Annotated in this window: 15 protein-coding genes; all 15 read right to left on the minus strand. The window is 38.4% G+C overall.

Translation table 11 applies throughout. The features are described from left to right. Positions 1–6: 6 nt before the first annotated feature. A complete protein-coding gene (locus tag LAV82_RS23245) occupies positions 7–6,030 on the minus strand; it encodes a hypothetical protein (RefSeq protein WP_499717001.1) in 6,024 nt (2,007 codons plus the stop codon). A 14-nt stretch (positions 6,031–6,044) separates the two neighbouring features. Then, entirely contained in the window at positions 6,045–6,866 is an 822-nt protein-coding gene (locus tag LAV82_RS23250) for a hypothetical protein (protein WP_499717002.1), read from the minus strand. Between the two features lie 43 nt (positions 6,867–6,909). Then, a complete protein-coding gene (locus tag LAV82_RS23255; protein WP_499717003.1) occupies positions 6,910–7,494 on the minus strand; it encodes a hypothetical protein in 585 nt (194 codons plus the stop codon). Positions 7,495–7,565: 71 nt separating this feature from the next. After that, positions 7,566–8,435 (minus strand): hypothetical protein, encoded by an 870-nt coding sequence (locus LAV82_RS23260; RefSeq protein ID WP_499717004.1) that lies wholly within the window; start codon positions 8,433–8,435, stop codon positions 7,566–7,568. A 5-nt stretch (positions 8,436–8,440) separates the two neighbouring features. Beyond that, the gene (locus tag LAV82_RS23265; protein ID WP_499717005.1) at positions 8,441–8,929 is read right to left on the minus strand and encodes a virion structural protein; all 489 of its coding nucleotides are present in this window, start codon (positions 8,927–8,929) and stop codon (positions 8,441–8,443) included. Between the two features lie 60 nt (positions 8,930–8,989). Then, positions 8,990–9,724, minus strand: coding sequence for a hypothetical protein (locus LAV82_RS23270; protein WP_116737944.1), 735 nt, complete (start codon positions 9,722–9,724; stop codon positions 8,990–8,992). A gap of 66 nt (positions 9,725–9,790) precedes the next feature. Then, on the minus strand, positions 9,791–12,715 hold the full coding sequence (locus tag LAV82_RS23275; protein ID WP_499717006.1) for a hypothetical protein: 2,925 nt from the start codon (positions 12,713–12,715) through the stop codon (positions 9,791–9,793). Between the two features lie 14 nt (positions 12,716–12,729). Then, the gene (locus tag LAV82_RS23280) at positions 12,730–13,440 is read right to left on the minus strand and encodes a hypothetical protein (protein ID WP_499717007.1); all 711 of its coding nucleotides are present in this window, start codon (positions 13,438–13,440) and stop codon (positions 12,730–12,732) included. 18 nt (positions 13,441–13,458) lie between these two features. Then, complete coding sequence (locus LAV82_RS23285; RefSeq protein WP_499717008.1) at positions 13,459–14,511, minus strand: hypothetical protein; 1,053 nt, start codon at positions 14,509–14,511, stop codon at positions 13,459–13,461. After that, on the minus strand, positions 14,486–14,971 hold the full coding sequence (locus tag LAV82_RS23290; RefSeq protein WP_116737938.1) for a hypothetical protein: 486 nt from the start codon (positions 14,969–14,971) through the stop codon (positions 14,486–14,488). Before LAV82_RS23290 ends, LAV82_RS23285 begins: the two co-directional genes overlap by 26 nt. Then, positions 14,971–16,113, minus strand: a complete 1,143-nt coding sequence (locus tag LAV82_RS23295) for an Ig-like domain-containing domain (protein WP_499717009.1) — start codon at positions 16,111–16,113, stop codon at positions 14,971–14,973. The genes LAV82_RS23290 and LAV82_RS23295 overlap by 1 nt, the downstream gene beginning before the upstream one ends. A 60-nt stretch (positions 16,114–16,173) precedes the next feature. Beyond that, entirely contained in the window at positions 16,174–17,151 is a 978-nt protein-coding gene (locus LAV82_RS23300) for an Ig-like domain-containing domain (protein ID WP_499717010.1), read from the minus strand. A gap of 2 nt (positions 17,152–17,153) precedes the next feature. Beyond that, complete coding sequence (locus tag LAV82_RS23305) at positions 17,154–17,498, minus strand: hypothetical protein (RefSeq protein ID WP_499717011.1); 345 nt, start codon at positions 17,496–17,498, stop codon at positions 17,154–17,156. A gap of 17 nt (positions 17,499–17,515) precedes the next feature. Then, the gene (locus LAV82_RS23310) at positions 17,516–18,034 is read right to left on the minus strand and encodes a hypothetical protein (protein ID WP_499717012.1); all 519 of its coding nucleotides are present in this window, start codon (positions 18,032–18,034) and stop codon (positions 17,516–17,518) included. A 15-nt stretch (positions 18,035–18,049) separates the two neighbouring features. After that, positions 18,050–19,858, minus strand: coding sequence for a hypothetical protein (locus LAV82_RS23315; protein WP_499717013.1), 1,809 nt, complete (start codon positions 19,856–19,858; stop codon positions 18,050–18,052). Positions 19,859–19,876: the final 18 nt, after the last annotated feature.

The following is a 19,876-nucleotide window of genomic DNA, read 5'->3' on the forward strand; positions in this document are numbered from 1 at the left end:
CACTCCTTACACGTAACTGCGTCCGTTTTGCCGAAGGTGCTCTTGTATTTCATCACTACGATCTTCAGTGTAATTGAAGTTCACTTGACTTTCTTGTCCATTAGATGGGACAACACTAATTGAAATATCCCTTAGTCCCTGACCTTGTAGGACATTCATCAGATTTTGTCTTAATGCGCTAAAACCTTTGAAGCTTGAAGGCGGCCGACCTTCAAAGTAGTTGCCTCCGTCTTCTTGCAAGTCAGGAACATATTGAGAAGCTTGAATATCATCATCCCAAAAGTTAAAGTCACTCATATCAAGATTTGCTTCCTGGACCGCTTTTACTTTAATATCATCAAGGCTGTATTCAGGCTGCCAGCCCTCCCATGTCCAATCAGGTATATCATATTTCTCCATGTAATATTCAAGGGGCTTCTGTTCTTCTAACCCCATTCCCCAAAGGGCTTTGTAGATTCGTCTTTGATTCTCAGGAATTAACTTTAATATCTTTTCTTTATCTTCATCAGGTGCATCTAAAAAGTCTTGGACGAACCACTTATCCTTATAGGGAAAAGCCTGTATAAGCTTCATTCTATCCGCATAAGGATCGATTGAATAAAGAGTGGTATCACGTTCTTCTTTGTAGCTTAGAGCCTGTATAAAAGAATCTGGAAGGTATAACTCACCCTTATCTTCAGCAATAGTGTTAAGTTCTGTATTAATTTCTTTACGGCGTTCTTCCCATCCATCAGGTTGGTCTAGAAAAAGAAGCTTCTTTTCATCTTCTAACTCTTGTCTTTGCTGCTTTGTTAATTCCTTTTGATCATCAATTAGTTGAGCAAAATCTTCTATGTCATATCCAGTTTGATGAGCAATCTCTTCTCGGGATGCTTGATATAAACCTTCATATTTGAGGTACTTTAAAATATCGAAGTACTCATTTAAATCGTTCTCTGTTCGTCTTCGTTCAGGTATCCAAGCTTCACCATGCTTTTGCTCATATCTTTTATATGCAAAGTTAGATCCTAATCCAAATAAAGCGCCAGCTATCCCTGCAATTTTTGTAGGGCGACCACCTTTTAAGAAGAAACGTCCTAATACGAGTCCAGTGACACCGCCTGCTGTTCCTGACCAAAGAGGATTATCAAAGCGACCTAAACCCTGTAAGGTTGGGACGATATAATCATCTAACATGAAGTTATCCCATGTTGCCCAGTCCTTACCGTACACTTGATCTCGTTCGTATTCTTCGAGTGCTGTTCTAACTTGGGCAAATTTTGTATTTAAAGGTGAGCTTGTATGCATCAGTGTTTCCCATCGTGAACCCTTTTTGATTTCTTGATCGGTAAACCTTGAGCGAATGCCCGCTGCAGAGAAATCATTTTGATTCTCTACCATTTCCCCTTTTTCAATAATTTGCTTATTAATGTTACCTAACTCGTTAAATACAACTGCTCGCATGGTTCCGTAAGTATCTTTTGAAATTCGTTTGTCTTCTTCTTCAGCAATTCCCACGGTGACTTTATCTCCAACTTGGAAGTATTCTTCTAAAATTCCTGGAGCTTTTTTGCGGTATTGCATGCCAGCTAATCGAATTGGTGTATCACCGTACTCTTCTGTAAGGAATGTGTAGTCATCAAGAAATTTCTTAACGGTTACTTCACTCGTTACAATGTCATTTCCTTTAAAACGGTATGGTGTAAATTCATATTTTGTGCGTCGTTCAGAAACTTGTTTTCGAATACCTGTAGCTTCTTTTCGTAGGTCACTTCCTTCAGGCAATGTATCCATTAGATATTGACTCCAGAAGTTATATTCATCTGAAAAAGGTGCTACATCCGCTAGGATTTTGAATTTATCAAAGGCACCATATTCACCAGTTTCATCAGGGTGTAATTCATTTAAGCTTTCATACGCTGCACCGGGCAATCGATATTCACCGTTAGCAAGCTTGCTGTATGGATCCCCTATTTGAAAGTTGATAAAATAACCATCTCCAGGCATCCAGTCAGGCATTGTATTGCGAATAGGGTTGTATTGGTCCAATTGACCATCATCTCTACGAATAAAACGACGACCAATCTCTGACATTGCCCCACCAAGTGAACCTAGTTCTGATTCCCAAAATCGATTAGATGCATTATAAGCAGCATCTGCTCGTTGCACGACCATATTTCCTGTGTACGGATCATGTCCTAGAACTTCATCACCAAGAATCCATTTATAAACCCCTAACGGCTCTGACCAGTTCTCTACGCCTTCTTGGAATCGCCATGAAGAATCTCGTGGGTCTTTAAGGTTCTGCATTTTACGATACATAATATCTTGTCTGTATGAAAAGTCTTCATCAAACATTGCTCTTGGTTGAGTGCTGACTTGCACTTGATAGCTAGGGCTTTCAGATACCATAGCTACTCCTTTTACCTCTGAACTTTCTGGTGCAGTGCCAGCGGCTATTCCAAACAACTTACTCATTGGTAAATCATCTTTTGCAACGTTAGCAGGAACATAAATTGTATTCTCAGTCTCTAAGTCATGCGCAAGATACGCATCAGTCATATTGCCTTGCTCGTCCTTTTGATGCCTTGAGATATATCTTGCTCCTGAATTCTCATACTTACCAGATTCAGATGCTTGAATCAGTGTAAGGTAATCAGGGTCAACTTCTGCACCATAATCTTCAGCCGTAGCATCTACTTGATTCTCCATTCTGCCTGCAGGTGATACTTCAGTCCGAACAGGACCGGCTGGTCTTTCTCCTAACTGACTTGTTTCATTCTCATAAATAAGCACAGGATCATCCCAATACTCCGGATGCATCTCTTGAACTGGTTTTACTAGCTTGCCTATAGTGGCATTTCCTATATCGCCAAGAATCATAGTATTTGGGTTAAATAGTTCACCTGTTAACATATATGGACGATCATAGTAATGTTTCTTTTCATACCAGTAAGGGTCTTTCCCAAATAGATAAGATAAGCCACCCAAAGGGTTCTCTAAGGTTGGAAGTAATGAATGACTCCAGTATTCCTCACCTGTTGCAGTAGTATCTGTATATTCCCAATCGCTATGGGCTTTACGGAAGCTATTAGGTGCAAATTCAGTTATCCTTCCACCACGGTAAGCAGATTTAGAACCAGCAAACCACCAACGTGATTTTCGAATTTCTTCTTCACCATTGTATAAATCATCGAGGGCTTCATCATATGTCATCATATCTTCTTCTCTTAGTGTTGCTTTACCTAAGAAAGGAGCGAATACATTATTCAAAACATCTCCCATACCAATAGGGCCAATTCCCGGAATATGAATAGCTGGCATGTCCTCCCAGTGCTCAATCCCTGGCTTTAACATACGCTCACGCTTTGCTTGGTAGATATCAGATTCTGTTCGAGTGTCAGCGGCATCTAATCGTGCATTTGCCTTATAGTTCTCCCATCGCTCGTCTAGTCCTTCGCCTGTCCATTGGTCAGTCTTGTAATCTATATACTTGGCTCCTTCTACACCCGCATAGATTGGGAATATTCGTTTTAACATTAAAGCGTTAAACATTTGTAATGCATTTCCCATCGATGCGTCAGAAAAGCCTAACCCCATATTTCCTAGAGAATCTTGCAAACGATAGACAGGAAAGTAAGTTCCGAATAAAGAAAGTGTCGTTACATCTTCCATATTTCTTCTTCCTGTTGTAGGACTAAGCTGTACTCCTAAATCTTTTAATCCTTCCCATCGTTCTTTCATGGACGAACTAGTGCCGAACATCTTATTAAAATTGCCGCTTATGTTTGTTTCATTTACTGCTATGTAAGGATCGTTTATATCATTCTCCGGCTTTATGCTTGAGAAGCGCTCCCATGCAGGGTTTGTTTTGCGTGCCATCTGCCTCATAGAGTCTTGAAAATCTTCATTAGTTTGAAATAGATGGCTAGCCCGACTTACTACTGCATTAGTGTTATCAAATTTATCAAAGGTTTGAGTATTAAACATACTATAATTCAGCAGGTTTTCAGCCTTATCCAAGTCAGCCCTTAAAATCTTGCCATCATAATGCAAGCCTTTCAATTCTTGTCTGAAGCCATTGGCTAGTTCTAAATAGCTCTTATTTCTACCTTCTTTTCGAGCCAAAAGCATTTCATTCATCAAATACAAGCTTGTTTGCTGGTTTATTTCATCTTGCCCTGTACGGATATGAGTGTGATGGCCAATGAATGGATTACTTTCACCTATTGGTGTCTTTTTGTTTAAAACCTGAGCAGGGTCACGTTCGAACTGTCTAAATAACCTTACCAAGTCAGTATGAGGTGTACCTGTACGATTGACCTCTTCTTCTCCAATTTTTCTAAATAATTTGAGCATATCCTCATCTCGTGAGAAGTTAATATCTTCGTGATCAATGAAAGACTTTACCTTATTTGGCATATGCTCTTTAAGGTTGTTGAGAAGTCTTGGAGTAAATCCTTCTGTATTTAATTTAAAATAGGTGTTCATTTCAAAGATTTCTTGAGGATCTTTGAATCCATTCTTGATAGCATTTTTAATTTTGTTGCGCTCCCAATCTTTTTTTCCGAACTTAGTAAATACACTCACTAGTTGATTGAAAGTAGAATCTTTATCCTGATTACCTATGTCTGCAAATTCTGCAAAGAGATTTCTCTCTTTATCATTGTCTGTCATCATTCCAGACATATGACGATGCATTTTACTCAAGGTACCAAATTGAGACGTTGTAAGATACATATCTCGACTTTTATTCAGGACTTCAAGCGCAGCATCACTATTTAGCGCATCCGGATCATATAGCTTTACGAACTTACCATACATGAACACAACTTCTTCGTTTAAAGCTTCAGTAGATTCTAATCCTCTATGACCATTTAAGCTAGAGAGTACGGCACCTCGTTGGAATATCTTGATTCCTGCCTGTTCTCTTGCTCTTTTCACTTCTAAAATATCCCGTAATCTTAAAATGCCTCCAGGGATTGTATCAGCAATCCAATCAGCCTTAGCTCTTTTTATATCGCTAAATGTACGGTAATCCATTAAGCTGTCTAGTTTTCCATCTTTTTTAACAAGGTAAAGGTCTTCATCGAAGATTGTTTGATTGAAGTTTTTATTGTACTTCATTACATCATCAATCTGAGCTTTTAAATCAGCACCTATGTTAATCTTTCCAGCTTTGTGCATATCTAGAATGTCTTGAACTGTAGCTTGCTCATGGCCAACAATAAAGGATTTAAATTTGTTGTTTTTACGAGTAGCATTTTGCATATAAAGAGCTGTAGCTTCCTCAAATTTCTTATGCATTCCCTGAAAGGCTTTTAAGGCATCAGGGCTCTCAGCATACATACTTTTTCCTCTATACTTTTCCCTTGCTTGCTTTAACACTTCTAAGGCATTTTGGGAATCGATTTTCTTCCCATGTTGACTTAAGAGCAGCTTAAGTTGCTCATCTGTTCCATAGTCAAGAATGCCAAGATTTCCTTTTGATACAGCTTTTTCTAACTCTTGAACAGCATCATGTGATAAAAGGGAGCTCTTCCTAATATCATCAAAGATAGCAGTGTGACGAAAGGCTTCTTCCATATTGTAAGGTAGTAAACCTTTAAAGTCCCTCGCACTATTCATTTCTCCTAAAAAATTCTTTCGCTTATCTAACTCACTAGCGATTCTATATTCTCTCTTATTCAATATATCTTTAGGAGCTGTTTTGATGTCTTTAAGAGCTTCTTTTCGCCGCTCTTTAAAGCTATCTTTTAGTACTTTCATTCTATCGAAGGTGAGCTTATCTTCCCCACGGAACAAAACACCTTGAGTGTCCATCACTTCCTTTGCTGCACGGATACTGGCTTTGGCTTCTGTGTCCATGAATTGGACAATTTTACGGAAAGCCCCACTCCTATGTCCTGCAGTTAATAGACCTGCAGCAACAGCAACACCCATACCAGCTTTAGCAAGAAAAGGCATTTCTTCTCGTTCTTTTTCATCACGGAAGAATCGAGTTGTTTGCCTTTCTCTTCCTTCATAATTTTCTAATCTTACTTCCTCCATAGGAAGAAACCTCCTTAGTCAAATTCTCCTTTCAGTTCATCCATGTAACCAAACCAATTCAGCTCTGGCTTAATGTCATTCATGTTTGTAGAAGGTTTTGCTACAGACATACCAGTGCCAGCAAGCATTGCAAGCACTTCTTCTTCTGATTGAATACCACCTTCAGGAACAGGTTTCGGAGCTGGTATTTTCTCTGCTCCACCGAAGAAATCTGTAGCCACTTGCTCATTTGTAGCTAACTTTTGTTGAGGTTGAGGCGGTAATTGCTCAGAAAACTCTGGTGGCATCTCCATAGGTTGTTGAGGGCGCTGCGGCTGTTGTTTTCTTTGAATCTCCTCTTGAAGCTCCTGTTGCATGGTTTCATCTATCAGTTGGAGTGGTACGCCCTTCAAGTTTTGAAGTATCCATTCTGATCGTGATAGATAGTACATAGTTTTTCTGACTGGCCATAGAGCAATTTCTTCTAATTTGTACTCTGGAAAAGCCTCATGTATCAGACAGTCCACTTGGTAGTCATAGTTTGAAAGCTCTTCTCTATACTCATCTAAGAGTTCTTTTGCTTGTCCTAAGAGAAGTCCGGAAGCATCTAATATCCCATCAGATAAAACTTCAGCTATACCAGCGATACCTTTTGTATAGTCATAATCATCAGGGTAAATGATTGAGGAGAAGCATATTGCTTCTTGGAATTCACCCAATGATAGGTCATGCATTATGATATTTTTGTACTCTTCTCGCCCTAAAGCACGAAAAATAAAGTGTTGTCCTAGAATTTCTATTTGATAAATATCACCAAATGTTTGCTTCCATTCTAGAATGTGATTAATATCTATCATGAAAATCTCCCCTATAAAAAATTAAGCAGAACATAGAGTCCTGCTACAATTTAATCGGAGCGCTATTTGCAACAAAGCCTGATTTGTCCATAATCATTTCAGACAGTAAGCTTGCAATTCCTGCTCTACTCTTTTTAATCTTTTCGATTGAGAAGTTTCGTGGAAACAATACACATTTTTCTGTAAAGTATTCCTCACGATCTAAGGCAGTCAGTGTTTTATCACCAATGATTTCTCTATATTCAGGTCGAGTAAGTACACGCCAAACAAATACATCACCATCAAATGGAGTAAAGTAAACATGCCCTTCATGTCTTTCCTTCCATTCTTCTACTTCTTGGCGGCTAGGGCCATTTCTTACAACAGGGGAAACCCATTCTTCTTCTGTATATTGAACGCCATCATACCCTGTATAAATTACCTCTTGTTGCTGAAGCTCCTGTTCTTGTACTTCTTCAACTTTAGGCGTTACTTCTTGCTCATGAGTACGCTGCTCATGTTTAGTTTGAGGTTCGTTTTGCGGAGTGAAACCATCGTCAAGCAAATCAAGCTGCTCTCCTTTGGTTTGTTGGAACGCTTGAAGGATATTGTCTGTGTAGTGCTCCTTCTCATTTTGGTTTTTGTTCATCTTCTTTCCCCTCTCTTGTAATGCATTACAATACTATTATAATCCTTTTACTTAGGCAGTGAAAGTAATTTTTATCTTATAACCCCGTATTGCATTTTTCTATAGGTTGTATCAATAGGTTCTTTACTTGATTTCTTGCTTGCACTCAAATTTCTAGATAATTGAGCAAAAGATACTCCATTCAAGTCTCTTGCTATAAAAGAATAACTCTCTTGAATAGGTGCACCTTGATCGGAAGTGGCGATTTGTTTGCTCATCCCACTAAGCTGAACGCCATTGATCACATCAACTGTCATATTTGGAGACTCTTCCTTTACAGACTGATAAAACTTACCCTGAACATACCCTGTTGCTTCTGTAACTGCACCATATTGAATTCGAATATCAAACCCCAACTGATCTTGTCTAAAATATGGTCGGTCAGCGTAACTAAGCTGCTCCTCTTTATCATCATTAGCTCCCCATATTGCTTTTTCATATTCATCAGCAACTTGGTCAAATGATTCTTTACCTAACCGCTGCATGATTTCTCCTAGCTTAAGGTTCTGATAGTATTCAGGCTTTATAATGCCATTCTTCTCCCCTTGTTCTAGCGCATAAAATATTGCATGTGCATTTGCAACAATCTCATGCAAATAACCTACAGTTGTAAAGTTAATAGAAAATTGACCTTGCACAAGCCGCTTTCCTCGGGCGATAGCATCAAATGTATAAGAGTTATATCCATAGATAGGCATGAGGTCTTCTTGGAGTTGAATAGCAATACTTGTGGCATCATCAATCCATATATCACCAAAATAAAGTTTCACATCTGCATTTGAAAAGTATTCAGAACTAAAGATTTGATACTCAACACGGCTATCCGGTCTAGCATACGCATCTTTTCGTGGTGCAAGCCTTTTCTCTTTAGGAATGACTTGACGATTTATGTACCCTGGCATTTCGTTTATCTCCCTTCATTTACACGCTGCATTGGATCAATATCTAAAGCGTAGAATTCATAGACATTTTGTGTTAGTACGTCATCAACGCTCATTACCATACCTTCAGTAAATGTGCTAACTCCATAGATCATCATTTTGGATTGAGCACCAAATTCGTTACTCATAGATACTGTTACATCGAATATAGGCATCTCATCCATCAGCATTCTATATCCGGCCTCTTTGATGTCTCTCATACAACGATAAACAATTGATTCATCGAATACAGTAAAACCTAAGATTCCAGTAATAGTACGCATACCTCTGGTATATCCCTTCATGCTAACTCTACCTAATGTTCGAACAGGCACTTTTTCTCGATATACAGAATAAGAAATCTGAGATAGCTCACCAAAAACAACAGGCCCTCTACCTGGCACATTAATGGAACATACCATGTCTGTTCCAGCGTATGATGTAATTGTCTTTTGGTAGTTCTCTGGTAAAAACATAAATATCCCCCTATCTTAAAATAGGACAGCCACTAAGTGCTGTCCTATTGCTATTCTTAATTAAATTAATTGCCCCATCTTAGCTTGAGCCTTACCTGATTGAAGGTGAGCATTCTTAGCTTCAATACCTTTAATTTTACGGCCAACGAAAGTGTAAGCTTTAGCAGTAATAACGTCATCGACTGAGAAGCCAGAAGCTTCATTCAATAACTGGATACCGTATAACTCCATACCAGCACGTTGTCCATATTCATTTGCCATTGAAATAGTGATATTGAAAGGCATTAATTGGTCTGCATATTCAGGTGTGTAGAAATCGACTGCATTGAATGCATCTAATTCACCACTACTTGTAGAACCATATCCTAAACGAGTCATTTGCTCGTCCCATGTATTGATTCCGTAAGTATTTGAACCATTAGCAGATGTTGATTTTAAGCCATTAAGAATTTGGTCTTCAATACCCGTGTTACCGAACTGTGTACCTACGTTTGTTTTCCACTGTTGGAATTTTTGCATAGCAGGTGCACCTTGGTACTCTTTGCGCATTTCATCCATCAGTGCATCTCTATCAAACTGTACAAACACTAAGCTTCCAGAAATTCCACGTTTACCTCGGCTGAAGCTTCTTGCATCAGGTGATCCCATTGTATAAACAGGAGCAACTTCACGAGCTACAGAATAAGAGATAGCTTGTAATTCACCAATTGTACGTCCATTGAAAGAAGCTACAATATCGGCACCTGAGAAACTACTAAAAGTTCGAGAGTACTCTTCTAAGTTAGTAATTGACATAGTGATTATTCACCTCTTTGATTTATTTAATGTGCAGAAGGATTCACCCTCCTGCACGTTTATCTATTAAAGGCTTGCTCGTAACGCTACGCTTGTGTAGATTTTGCGAAGCTCGTATGCAGGAACTAGCTCAAGAGTAATGAACGCATTTCCTAATACACGATCTTTCGCTGAAGAGTAGATAGAGAAGTTGAAGTTTTCAAGAACTCCTAACTCTTTTAAGCGGTCAAGACCTGCTTGAATCTCAGTCGCTAAGCTGTTACGTTGTGCGATACCATTTGGAAGACCGATAAATTTATCTGCCTTACTACGAATTAACTGAACAGTTGCATGTGTGATACGAACTGTAGATAATCGTTGGTAATCACTGTTCGGAGCCGCTGCTGTTACGCCATCTTTCACTACGACTACACGTGTGTTGCCAGTAGTAATCTTAGATTCAAATGATACATAACGAGCGCCTGCCAATTGGTTTTGCTGCGCTTCGGATAATGTGTAACGCACACCAGCAGCAGAAATTTGTTGGTTGGTAGTTGAAATCTCAGGGTTTAATTGAGAAATTAATGCAGCATAGATGCTTCCACCGTTTGCTACGTAGTTACCAAGTTTTTCATGAGCCAAGCCTACTTCAGGTCCGAAGACAATACTTAAGTAGCGGCCAATATCGATTGGATCACCCTCATCGTTGTATACTTGGTCATTTGTAGCTAGGTTGTACATATAGTGCAGGTTTCTAAAGTTAGGATTAATTCCTCGTGAAATGAAGAAAGCTTCTCTATCTTGATTTTGAGCCTGACCTTGAGTAAGCAAGTTAATGTACTCTTGTACATCACGTAATCCAGCTAATGGAGATGGAGCTACGCCAATAACACCAATTGTTTCCCATGTCTTCGCTGTAACCATTGCGCAGTGTTGTGCTAATTGAGTAGCGAATGAGCGATTAGGATCAACTGTCATTGTGCCATCTTGAGCAGGTAGTCCAATTGCTGTATTTGCATGAACATCAGCAAGGTGAACAATATCAACTGCATAGTTTTCAAGGCGTGCATAGATACCTTGTTCAACTAATTCAAACTCATCAATTGTTCCTGAAACTAATTTATAAGTTCCACCAAGTGCATCATATAGAGACTTCATATCCGCTAGATTAGTAGAATCAAAGAAGCCATCTGTTCCTAACCATGGGAAGCGATTTGGATCAGTCTCCGCTTTAGTGTCATCAACATTTAATGAGAACGACAATGCATTTTCATCGTAAATTTCACCTAAGTTGATTTCACGGTAATCGTAATTTCCTGTAATAGGGCTCACAGTGTAATCCGTTACAAGCAATCCAGTAATAAGTGTTTCGCCAGTTAAAACAGGAACTTCTAAGCGAACGATGTTGTTATCAGCCAAGTTGTTAACATAGTTCGCAAACTCACGAAGTGTACGAATACCAGCTAACTGTCTTGTGCTAAAGCGAAGTTCTACATCAGAGGTAGATGCACGTTTTTCTAAAGGTTTAATGAAACGTATTACACGGTTTTCCATGTCAATTGTTCTGTTTTCATTAACTTCATATTCAACTACAACTTTTACACCAAATAAAGAACTAGGATCTTTTACATCATCAATGCCGCCATAAATTCGACCTGGAGCTTTTGCTTCAACAATAAGCTTTGCACCTTGTGTGGCATTTTCACCCGTCTTATAGTGAGCAAATAACTTCACTCCTACGGGGCCAGCACCTGCTTTAATTCGAACTGTTGGCTTAGCACCGGCTGTTGTTGGAAAAACAACAGTGTAGTCAGTTCCTGCAGCTAATGTGTGTTTTGTGCCGTTGGATTCGTAATACACGTCAAGGGTACCTGTTGTAGGCATGAACTTCAAAAAAGTTTCTTTCTCTACACCTGGCACTAAGTGTGTAACACTTCCTGCAACCTCAATATCGTTATAGTAGTAGTAATCTACAAGAACTGTAACGCCTGACGTTAATGCTGGATATGTTCCTTTAGCAACTTCAGCTTGATAAGCAGATGTAAAGCGAATACCACCTTGTTGGAACTCACTAGCAGTTGTAACTTGTTTTAATTCATTTGTTACAGTAGGATCTTGTTTACCAATACGCCAGAAGAATTCACCGTTTGCATTAACAGAAGGAATTGTGTTAACTACACCTTTAGAATCCTTGATGTACACATTCACTGAGTGAAGAGGATCATCAGACCAGTTACCCACTTCAGCAGAGAAGTAGTTTGTCATTGAAGGATCTTGAGTAAGTAAACCTAAAGTTTGAGGTTTTACTTTTCCATCCATACTGCGGTCAACAGCTGTATAGTTGCGTTTCTTAGCTTTATAAGAAATTTTAATTGTATTCTTTGGACGGAACTTGTCTTTACTAAAGTTCACAACTTCAGAACCTGGAGTATCATCAACTGATACATAACCAGTAGAATCAGCAAAGGTCTTAATTGGAGCAACAGTAGTATTAGTTCCTGTAAACTCTTCGACTTTTTCAATTTTCACCAAACGTTGATCCGATGTTAAGCTTAATGCTTTTGAGAAAGCAATGTTACCAAGCATTAATTGGTTGCCTAAAGCATCAGCAAGTGGTTGCAAGATTTCGCTATTAGGATCTTTAGCAGGAAGTTCAGTCTTAGCTGCACGACCTGATACACGTAGTAAGCGAATGTCCTCATTACCTGAACGAATTGCTTCCCACATTGAACGAATTAATGAACCTTGGTGAGGGATTTTTACAGTCTTTGCTTCCCCATTGTCTTGAATTACTTTACGCTCTAATAGACCACCGAAAAGCTTTTCAGCTACTTTTGGTCCACCGATTGCATTAATAGAAATTGGCTCACCAACAGGGCCATCAGTTGCAGTACCAATAATCAAAATTGATTGAGTATTAGCTTGTTGCGCTGTAGTACCGGAGTAAAGATTACCATCTTGATAATCAACTTTTACGCCAGGTAAATTTTCATACTGCTCGAATGTTGCCATTTAGGAATCCTCCCTTAATTAATTTCCCCTTCACTTTGAAGGTTTGCTTGAACAGTGATTTGTTCAATTTGATTAAGAAATCTTACGATTAATTTTTCAAATCGCATTGTATAGAGAAGTGTGCGTTTTGCTGCGCCAACTCGTCCTGTGGTTAATACCTCATCTTCGCCCTGAGATTTAAAAAGAATCTCTTGGACGCCGTTTTGTTTAAAGAAACCAGCATAAGTTTGAAGGAATTCTTCTAACTCTAATACCAATTGATCGGCTTCTTCTGCACCCATGGAATACACTGCAAACTCAACCGTTACATCAAATATCTGACCATATAGCTCGACGTATTCCCCATCCATATAAGGATTAGAAATAACGCCACGCATTCGTGGTTTAATGTCTTTAAAGTCGGAATTCAATTCACGACCAAGGACTCGATAAGTGATAGTTGGGAATTGTGCATCATCGGATAAAGGCATAGATCGGACTATCTTTGCAGCATTTCCTGCAGCTTCCCACAGCTTTCTTAAATCGTCCACAAACTCTAAGAAAGTAATAGGCTTGTCTGAACGTAAGCGCTTATCCACATAAGCATCTAGCAATGCGCCCCTCCCATCTCGGATTTCTCTCAAATCCAAGCTGGTGTTCAGGTCAACTTCCATCTCTTGCTGCAATTGAGCTGGCATTTCTTGAGCCATCTTTACAACTTGATATGGATTAGTAATATTGCTCATTGTGTATATCACCCTTACCTATTTGAATACTCTTACACGTGTATGTGTGGACATACTGTGCACCGAAAATACCGGTACAAATTCAATCTCAACATCAATGGCTCCATTTAGCGTGTCAGGCACAATATTATAGTTGTAATCTCGTATTCTACTTAAACCCACAAATTCATCACACACTCCGTTCAGAATGTCTTCTGCATTTAGGATTTGATAAGGAATATTTGTTTTACCTATAAGTGGCTGCAACTCTAAAGCAACTTGATTGATAAGGGACTGGGCAATTCTGAAATTCGATATATGCTTATGTACACTTCCGTCTGTACTGACAGCACAACTTGAAGATGTACATGTAACACCTTTTTTAAATGTATTCTTAAAGCAAACAATGCCCATAGAACGCAAATCCAATATCTGATCTTTGGTGTATTCCACCGTTAATTTGATAGCAGGAATTGTCTTGTTAACTGGACTTACTTCAGGGTCAAGAGTAGCTAACATTCCAGCATAGACTGCACCAGCTTTCTTAAATTCCGCTTGATCTACCACTATCGAGAGGTATTTACCTCGTTCGATAACGTCATCTCCTGAGTCAATAGCAAGGTCTGCTATTGCTTTCTTCAATTTAATCAAGCTAGCATAAGTTTTATAAGCTGATGAAAGTGTAGTAATGCCATGAATGAGATTACCCTTTTCCTCTTTGATTTTGGCTAATTCTATAAACATAAGAATGATTTCTTGATGTTTGTCGTAATGCACACCATCAATGTAGAGTAAATCGAAAGTTAACGCTTCTAATACAGAGAAAGCATCCTCATACATCATTGGCTCTATACGCATTAAATAGATGCTCAATCCTTCTTGAAAAGTAGTTGCATCTTCATATGCTTGAACCAATTGACCGCCGCCAAAGAAGTCAGCAGCCATATCCTTGCTGTAAATGAGAGTAGGATCGTAAAAATCTCCTTTATCTGCTTCTGCGATAATAACCAATCGTTTACCGATAGCTGTTTCTCGCTCTATGTAGATATTAGGGTATTGATAAAAATTAACGCTCGGTGAGGGCTTTATCATCGTTTGCTCCCTTCTGATCGTAGCGAGCATACACTTGATAAAATTCTACTCGACCTTTATAGCCAAGCTTTTGTTCAGCAGCACTAATTACGTGTTTCTCTTTTATCAATCTTGGTACGCCATTTATGTCCCAAATAACTTCAAGAATAAGATCGTTTTCTTCTGGTTTTACATTGTGTTCAAGATAATATACATAGGCTTTAGGGACAAATCGGCCAACTTGTGCAAGCTGATTGATACCTACTAAGCTTTCAGGAACAGTTCCGATATTTCTTCGTGTTCTCTGCTTTTCAATTTGAACTACATACCCTGTTCCAAAACACTTTGGACAATCAGGTGCAGTTTCTCCACTCCGTTCAACATAGCATTCACAGCGAAATCTAGTGTCTCTTCGGATGTAAATAATATCGTGAGCATATAAGTCCAAGAACTCTTTAAGTCTTTTGCGAACATCAATCATTATGCGAAGTCACGTCCTTCTGGTGATCCTGCTGCTGTCCTAAATGAACCTGAGACAGGACTAGCAAATCCACGTTTGGTTCTTCCCATCATCTGATCGAGCCAAAACTTCTGCTCTTTCTCTACTTGCTGGATAAGAGCTTGTAGTTTCTTTAATGGAGATTCTTCTGTAGATGAACTACTACCACTGATTCCACTTGAGGTACTTGATTTATCTTGAACCATGAAGTCCCCTAATTGAACGGTTCCTCCTGACTCATTAATCATGCCTGTTCCAGTTCCATCATCTTCGCTAGCGCCATTTAAGATACGAACCATGAGAGCTGTCATTAAGCTTCTAGCAGCTTCATAAGCAACGTATTTTTGTGTTGGAAATAACGCTGTGTCGGTTGCTCGCATATCACGATAACGACTGTTGTTTGCATCAGCATTATTACCTAACATGGTCATTGCCTTTTGCCCTGCATTACGTATAGCTTCGTATACATCATGTGGGGTAAAGTAATTGTATGTACTTCTTAATATAGACTGGACTTCTAGTGGAGTAGCAAATAGTGGCTTGTACTCTGATGTAAATGTCAGAGTTTTAACACTGCCTAAAGTAGCCCCACTCAGTGACTTGATATTCTTGTCTAAAACCACTCTATATGTGTAGTTGTATTTAAGAGTATCAGTCAAAGTAATAATAATTTTGTTATCTTTCACTTCAGTCTTAGAAGCAATAGCGAAGTCAGCGGGGAGAATATATCCCTCAGCAACCGTGATAGGCTCCTCAAAATCTTCTTCAATTGCAGTAATATCGAGTGATTTAAACAGATTTGCTTCACTTAAGTAATCTTTTGATTCTGTAATGCGAAACATTTCTTGAGTAGAATACTCTATTTCATCTATAACAGCCTTATATGTTATGACATACTCACCATCATCAAAATGTGATGGAATCTTGTACTCAAACCCATGTGTAGAGCTGTTCTCCATTGTTTTCAGTTTAACACTATCTACCTCTTGTAATCCATTTCGGCTAGTATGCTCAATCACTGCTGTAGGTGGATTATCTATAGGTATTGGATGGTTTTCTTCATCCTTAGCTAATAATTCTAATAAAATCGTGGAATTCTTTTGAAATTCTCCGATGTAGTTCATCCTAACACCTACTTTCTACAAAAAGACCTCCTCACTACTTGTAAGGAGGCACATTTATACTTAATTTCGTTCTGATACTACATAACAATTAGAAGAATTTACTGTAGATGGATCAATATTTTCATTAAACTCAATAACAATCTGCTTCTTGTTTGTCTGATTAAAAGTTGAGACAGTGTTATTAACTGAGCCATCTTTTGGTGATGTAGCCTTTACAAGAATGGATGCATTAGCATTAATTTCTTGGTTTAAGAAAACATTTTGCAGACTAGCAAGCTGTGATGCTTCATCTATCAATTTAGTTGAAGGTTGTAGTATCACCTTTTTTGCGCTTGTGAAACTTTCAACTATTTGTTCTATAGGATCCAATTCAGGCACTTCTTCTTCATCAGGCTGTCTTATCACCGGTTCGCCTTCATAGAAATAACGAATTACCTGCGACCATGAACTCTTTTCACCTGTCTCTGAAACTGAACGTACACGAAGATAATAAAGCCCTGTCTTATAAGCTATATCAGGCGTGACCTCTGTGTTCAGCAAGCTATAAACCTTTTCATCGTTAGTTGGCCATAACAGGTTAGCAAATGTATTACTTTGTGAAATCTGAACTTCATAGTATTCAACCTTATCGTTACTCTCTAATACGATAGTAGCAGGCTTGCTAATTGCAGATACATCGGTAGGTGATAGTATTTTAGGTGGCTTAATAGAATCTACATCTTTTGTGTAAAACTCTAGCTCATAAGTTTGAGCCATTTGTCTGCCAATAATATCTTTAATTCCATCATTACCCCCTACAATTTGTATTTGATAATGATTATTTGGAGATAGCTTATTTACAGGTCTAACTTTTAGAACTCGTCTATTATAATCAAAGCGCACTGATTCAACTTTACGCTCTGTTAAGTTTAATAAGATGATATGTTCTTCCTTAATAGTATTTAAGTTCATATCTATCATGAAGTAGAATTCGAACACTTGATCAAGGGGTATGTTCTCATCTGTATGCCTAGGAATGGTTTTATGAATGACGTTCATTATTACTGATTTCCCTGCATGTATTTATAGCTAACACGCAATACAGACTTCGCTTGAGGAACTTGATTGTCAGCGAAAGTAATCGTTACAGGACTAACGTTATAATTCACGAAATAATCTCCATCAGTAAGAGCTGCTGAAGTTGCACGAACCATCTTCATGCCATCCTTGAATACATCTTCACTTTGACGAATAGGTAAATTAGCAAATGTAAAAACACGATTGATTCCATTTATGATGCCTGCAGGTTTTTCCTGGTCAACGTAGTTTGCTCCTGAAAAATCCGGCATTACTCCAACTTTCATGCGAAACTTAGGAAAGTCTGGATGTGGGCGAGCATATGCCATATTCTGTACCTCTCCTTCTATTTCCACATTAAAGCAAAATCATATAATGCTGGACGCATTGTACCTGTATATGTACATTCTGCTTTAATTTGAATGTATTTCTTAGGAACAGCTAAATATGTTGGAATATCCGGTTGCAAGGGAATCCAGTCATTATCTTTACCTGTCCTATAAAAAAATTTAACAAAAGCACCTTTATCGACATAATCCTCAAAGTTAGCAACCAAACAAATTTCCTCTGTTACTTGTGGCAACTCTAACAAGGTACTTTCCCAAGAACCTGCATTAATTGAGAAAGCAAGCTGATTTAACACCGCTGTACTATTAGCATCTTTCTCATCTTCATTAACAAAGGGTTCCATGAAATACATCTTATAAGGAGACACAAGCATGTAGAAGTCATACTTAGAACGTGTGGTCTGAAGCTTAATTGCTTCAGCCACGTTCTTTTGTAGTAAATTTATATGGAAATCATGAAGGACTTGTCCATCTAAAAAGGCAATACGCTTCATATAATCAGAAGTATATGTAGCCATAGGTTAACCCCCTTATTAGAATGTAACTGACCAAGTAACACGCATTCCAGTATTCTTATCCTTTGTAACAGGGCCGATACCAGAAATATTGAACATTTTACCGCCAACTTTATCATCGAACATTGCCACTTGATAGATATCATGAGTTGATCTTTCATATCTATATTGAACATTTACAATGTCCCCTGCACTTAAGCTGTTAGGTGTAATTGTCTTACCATCAAGAGAGATTTGATACTGACCTGATGTTAATGTTGTAGTGGATCCTGCTTTCGTGATTTTCACTACCGGTTCGATAAATAATCCTGCGTTATCTTTCGCAATAGGATAATCAAGAGTTACGGATGTTTGTCCTGATACAGCAGAAACATTTTTAACAGGTGCATCTTCAATTGCTGGAGCAGGTACACCTTTAGGGAAATCAGCTACAAATTTAACAACTGTACCTGAGTTAACTTTGTATTCTACTTGTAATTGTCCTGGTGTTTCTACCCTCGGTCCACCAACTGGATTTTCACTGAATGAAATGTGACCTGTATTCGGGTTTGAAATCCAAACATCACCTTGGTTTGGCTTTAAGCCTGAATCTAAGATAGTGTATGGACGAATAACGCCTGTTGCAGCATCAGTATGTCTTACAGCAACTAATTCTACTACTGGAGATTGACCTAGTTGATAGATTAGGTGACGGTTATCAAGTTTTAAACGGTAATCAACTTTTACTACATCACCCATTGCTACATCTGCATCACGGAATGTAATCTCTACACGTGATAGTGTATTAGCAGTAACTCGAACGTTTTGAATGTCGATAGTAGTTGAAGTAGTAGTGTTACGTACAGATACAAGCTCGTATAATGTGCGGCCAGTATTTCCTGAACCACTATCATGAATGTTAGGCAATTCATAAGCTAAAAGCTTTGTTACGTTATCTCCATTGTGAGTAACAGTAACGTCTTTAGTTTTTGTCACGACTGCAATTGGTTGTGTTGGAATTGCTGGCTCAATCTCAGTAGCACCTGTAGAAATTGATGCAGGGTATTGAATTGGCATACGAGATCCTGCGTACTCATTCTTCATATCAATATCAAGCTTATTCGTATTACCAAACTCTACTGGCTGATAGTTAGGATGTTGTGCATTAGGCTTACCACCAAGTGCCATAAATCCTAAAGCGTAGCTCATGTTGTAGGCATATGTAACTTCTACATTTGTCTGAGCTGTTTCAAATAACACCTCGCCTGTACGGTAGTTGATTTGATAAGTTTTTGTATCATTTGCAGCAGTCGTACCACGCTTCCACACAGTTCCATTAACTTTCACAACTTCCGTTCCTTCAATAAACTTCATGTAAGAGTTATTTACTTTATGGTATTGAATAGATACTGCTTCAATTGGAGCCACATTAAATTCAATCTTACCTTTAGCTGCATCTCGTAAAAAAACATCACGATTAATCACAAGCTCAGCTTCTCCAACCGTAACTTTTTCTAAAGATGTAATACCTTTCAGTTCTTCAATTTCAAAGATAGCTACACTATTTGAAGCTCCCCAGTTATTTTCGAACTTAGTTTTTAATTCATGCTGCACTTTTAAAGCGAATACGAATAATGAATCCGCATTAGCAGAAAGGGCAGTATTGCCCTTATCTACTTGAGTAATACGTAAAACTTTTGTTGGATCTGCCATCATTTCAGCTACAATTTTATTTGCAGATTGCACAACAAGGTTTTTCTTTTCTTTCTTGAAAAATACACCATTATCATTGTAAAGTTCTAACTTAACATGACCTTTTGGATTCATTGCTGAAATGTCTTGTAACATTCTGTTCACCTCTTGGGA

The organism is Bacillus sp. ILBB4, assembly GCF_035064545.1.
In the GTDB taxonomy this organism is placed as follows: Bacteria; Bacillota; Bacilli; order Bacillales; family Bacillaceae_H; genus Priestia.

Coding starts and splice junctions, on each gene's coding strand:
- LAV82_RS23255 (WP_499717003.1), bottom strand. CDS start 7,494: ATGAACAAAAACCAAAATGAGAAGGAGCACTACACAGACAATATCCTT.
- LAV82_RS23260 (WP_499717004.1), bottom strand. CDS start 8,435: ATGCCAGGGTACATAAATCGTCAAGTCATTCCTAAAGAGAAAAGGCTT.
- LAV82_RS23245 (WP_499717001.1), bottom strand. CDS start 6,030: ATGGAGGAAGTAAGATTAGAAAATTATGAAGGAAGAGAAAGGCAAACA.
- LAV82_RS23310 (WP_499717012.1), bottom strand. CDS start 18,034: ATGGCTACATATACTTCTGATTATATGAAGCGTATTGCCTTTTTAGAT.
- LAV82_RS23285 (WP_499717008.1), bottom strand. CDS start 14,511: ATGATAAAGCCCTCACCGAGCGTTAATTTTTATCAATACCCTAATATC.
- LAV82_RS23265 (WP_499717005.1), bottom strand. CDS start 8,929: ATGTTTTTACCAGAGAACTACCAAAAGACAATTACATCATACGCTGGA.
- LAV82_RS23280 (WP_499717007.1), bottom strand. CDS start 13,440: ATGAGCAATATTACTAATCCATATCAAGTTGTAAAGATGGCTCAAGAA.
- LAV82_RS23295 (WP_499717009.1), bottom strand. CDS start 16,113: ATGAACTACATCGGAGAATTTCAAAAGAATTCCACGATTTTATTAGAA.
- LAV82_RS23290 (WP_116737938.1), bottom strand. CDS start 14,971: ATGATTGATGTTCGCAAAAGACTTAAAGAGTTCTTGGACTTATATGCT.
- LAV82_RS23300 (WP_499717010.1), bottom strand. CDS start 17,151: ATGAACGTCATTCATAAAACCATTCCTAGGCATACAGATGAGAACATA.
- LAV82_RS23250 (WP_499717002.1), bottom strand. CDS start 6,866: ATGATAGATATTAATCACATTCTAGAATGGAAGCAAACATTTGGTGAT.
- LAV82_RS23315 (WP_499717013.1), bottom strand. CDS start 19,858: ATGTTACAAGACATTTCAGCAATGAATCCAAAAGGTCATGTTAAGTTA.
- LAV82_RS23270 (WP_116737944.1), bottom strand. CDS start 9,724: ATGTCAATTACTAACTTAGAAGAGTACTCTCGAACTTTTAGTAGTTTC.
- LAV82_RS23305 (WP_499717011.1), bottom strand. CDS start 17,498: ATGGCATATGCTCGCCCACATCCAGACTTTCCTAAGTTTCGCATGAAA.
- LAV82_RS23275 (WP_499717006.1), bottom strand. CDS start 12,715: ATGGCAACATTCGAGCAGTATGAAAATTTACCTGGCGTAAAAGTTGAT.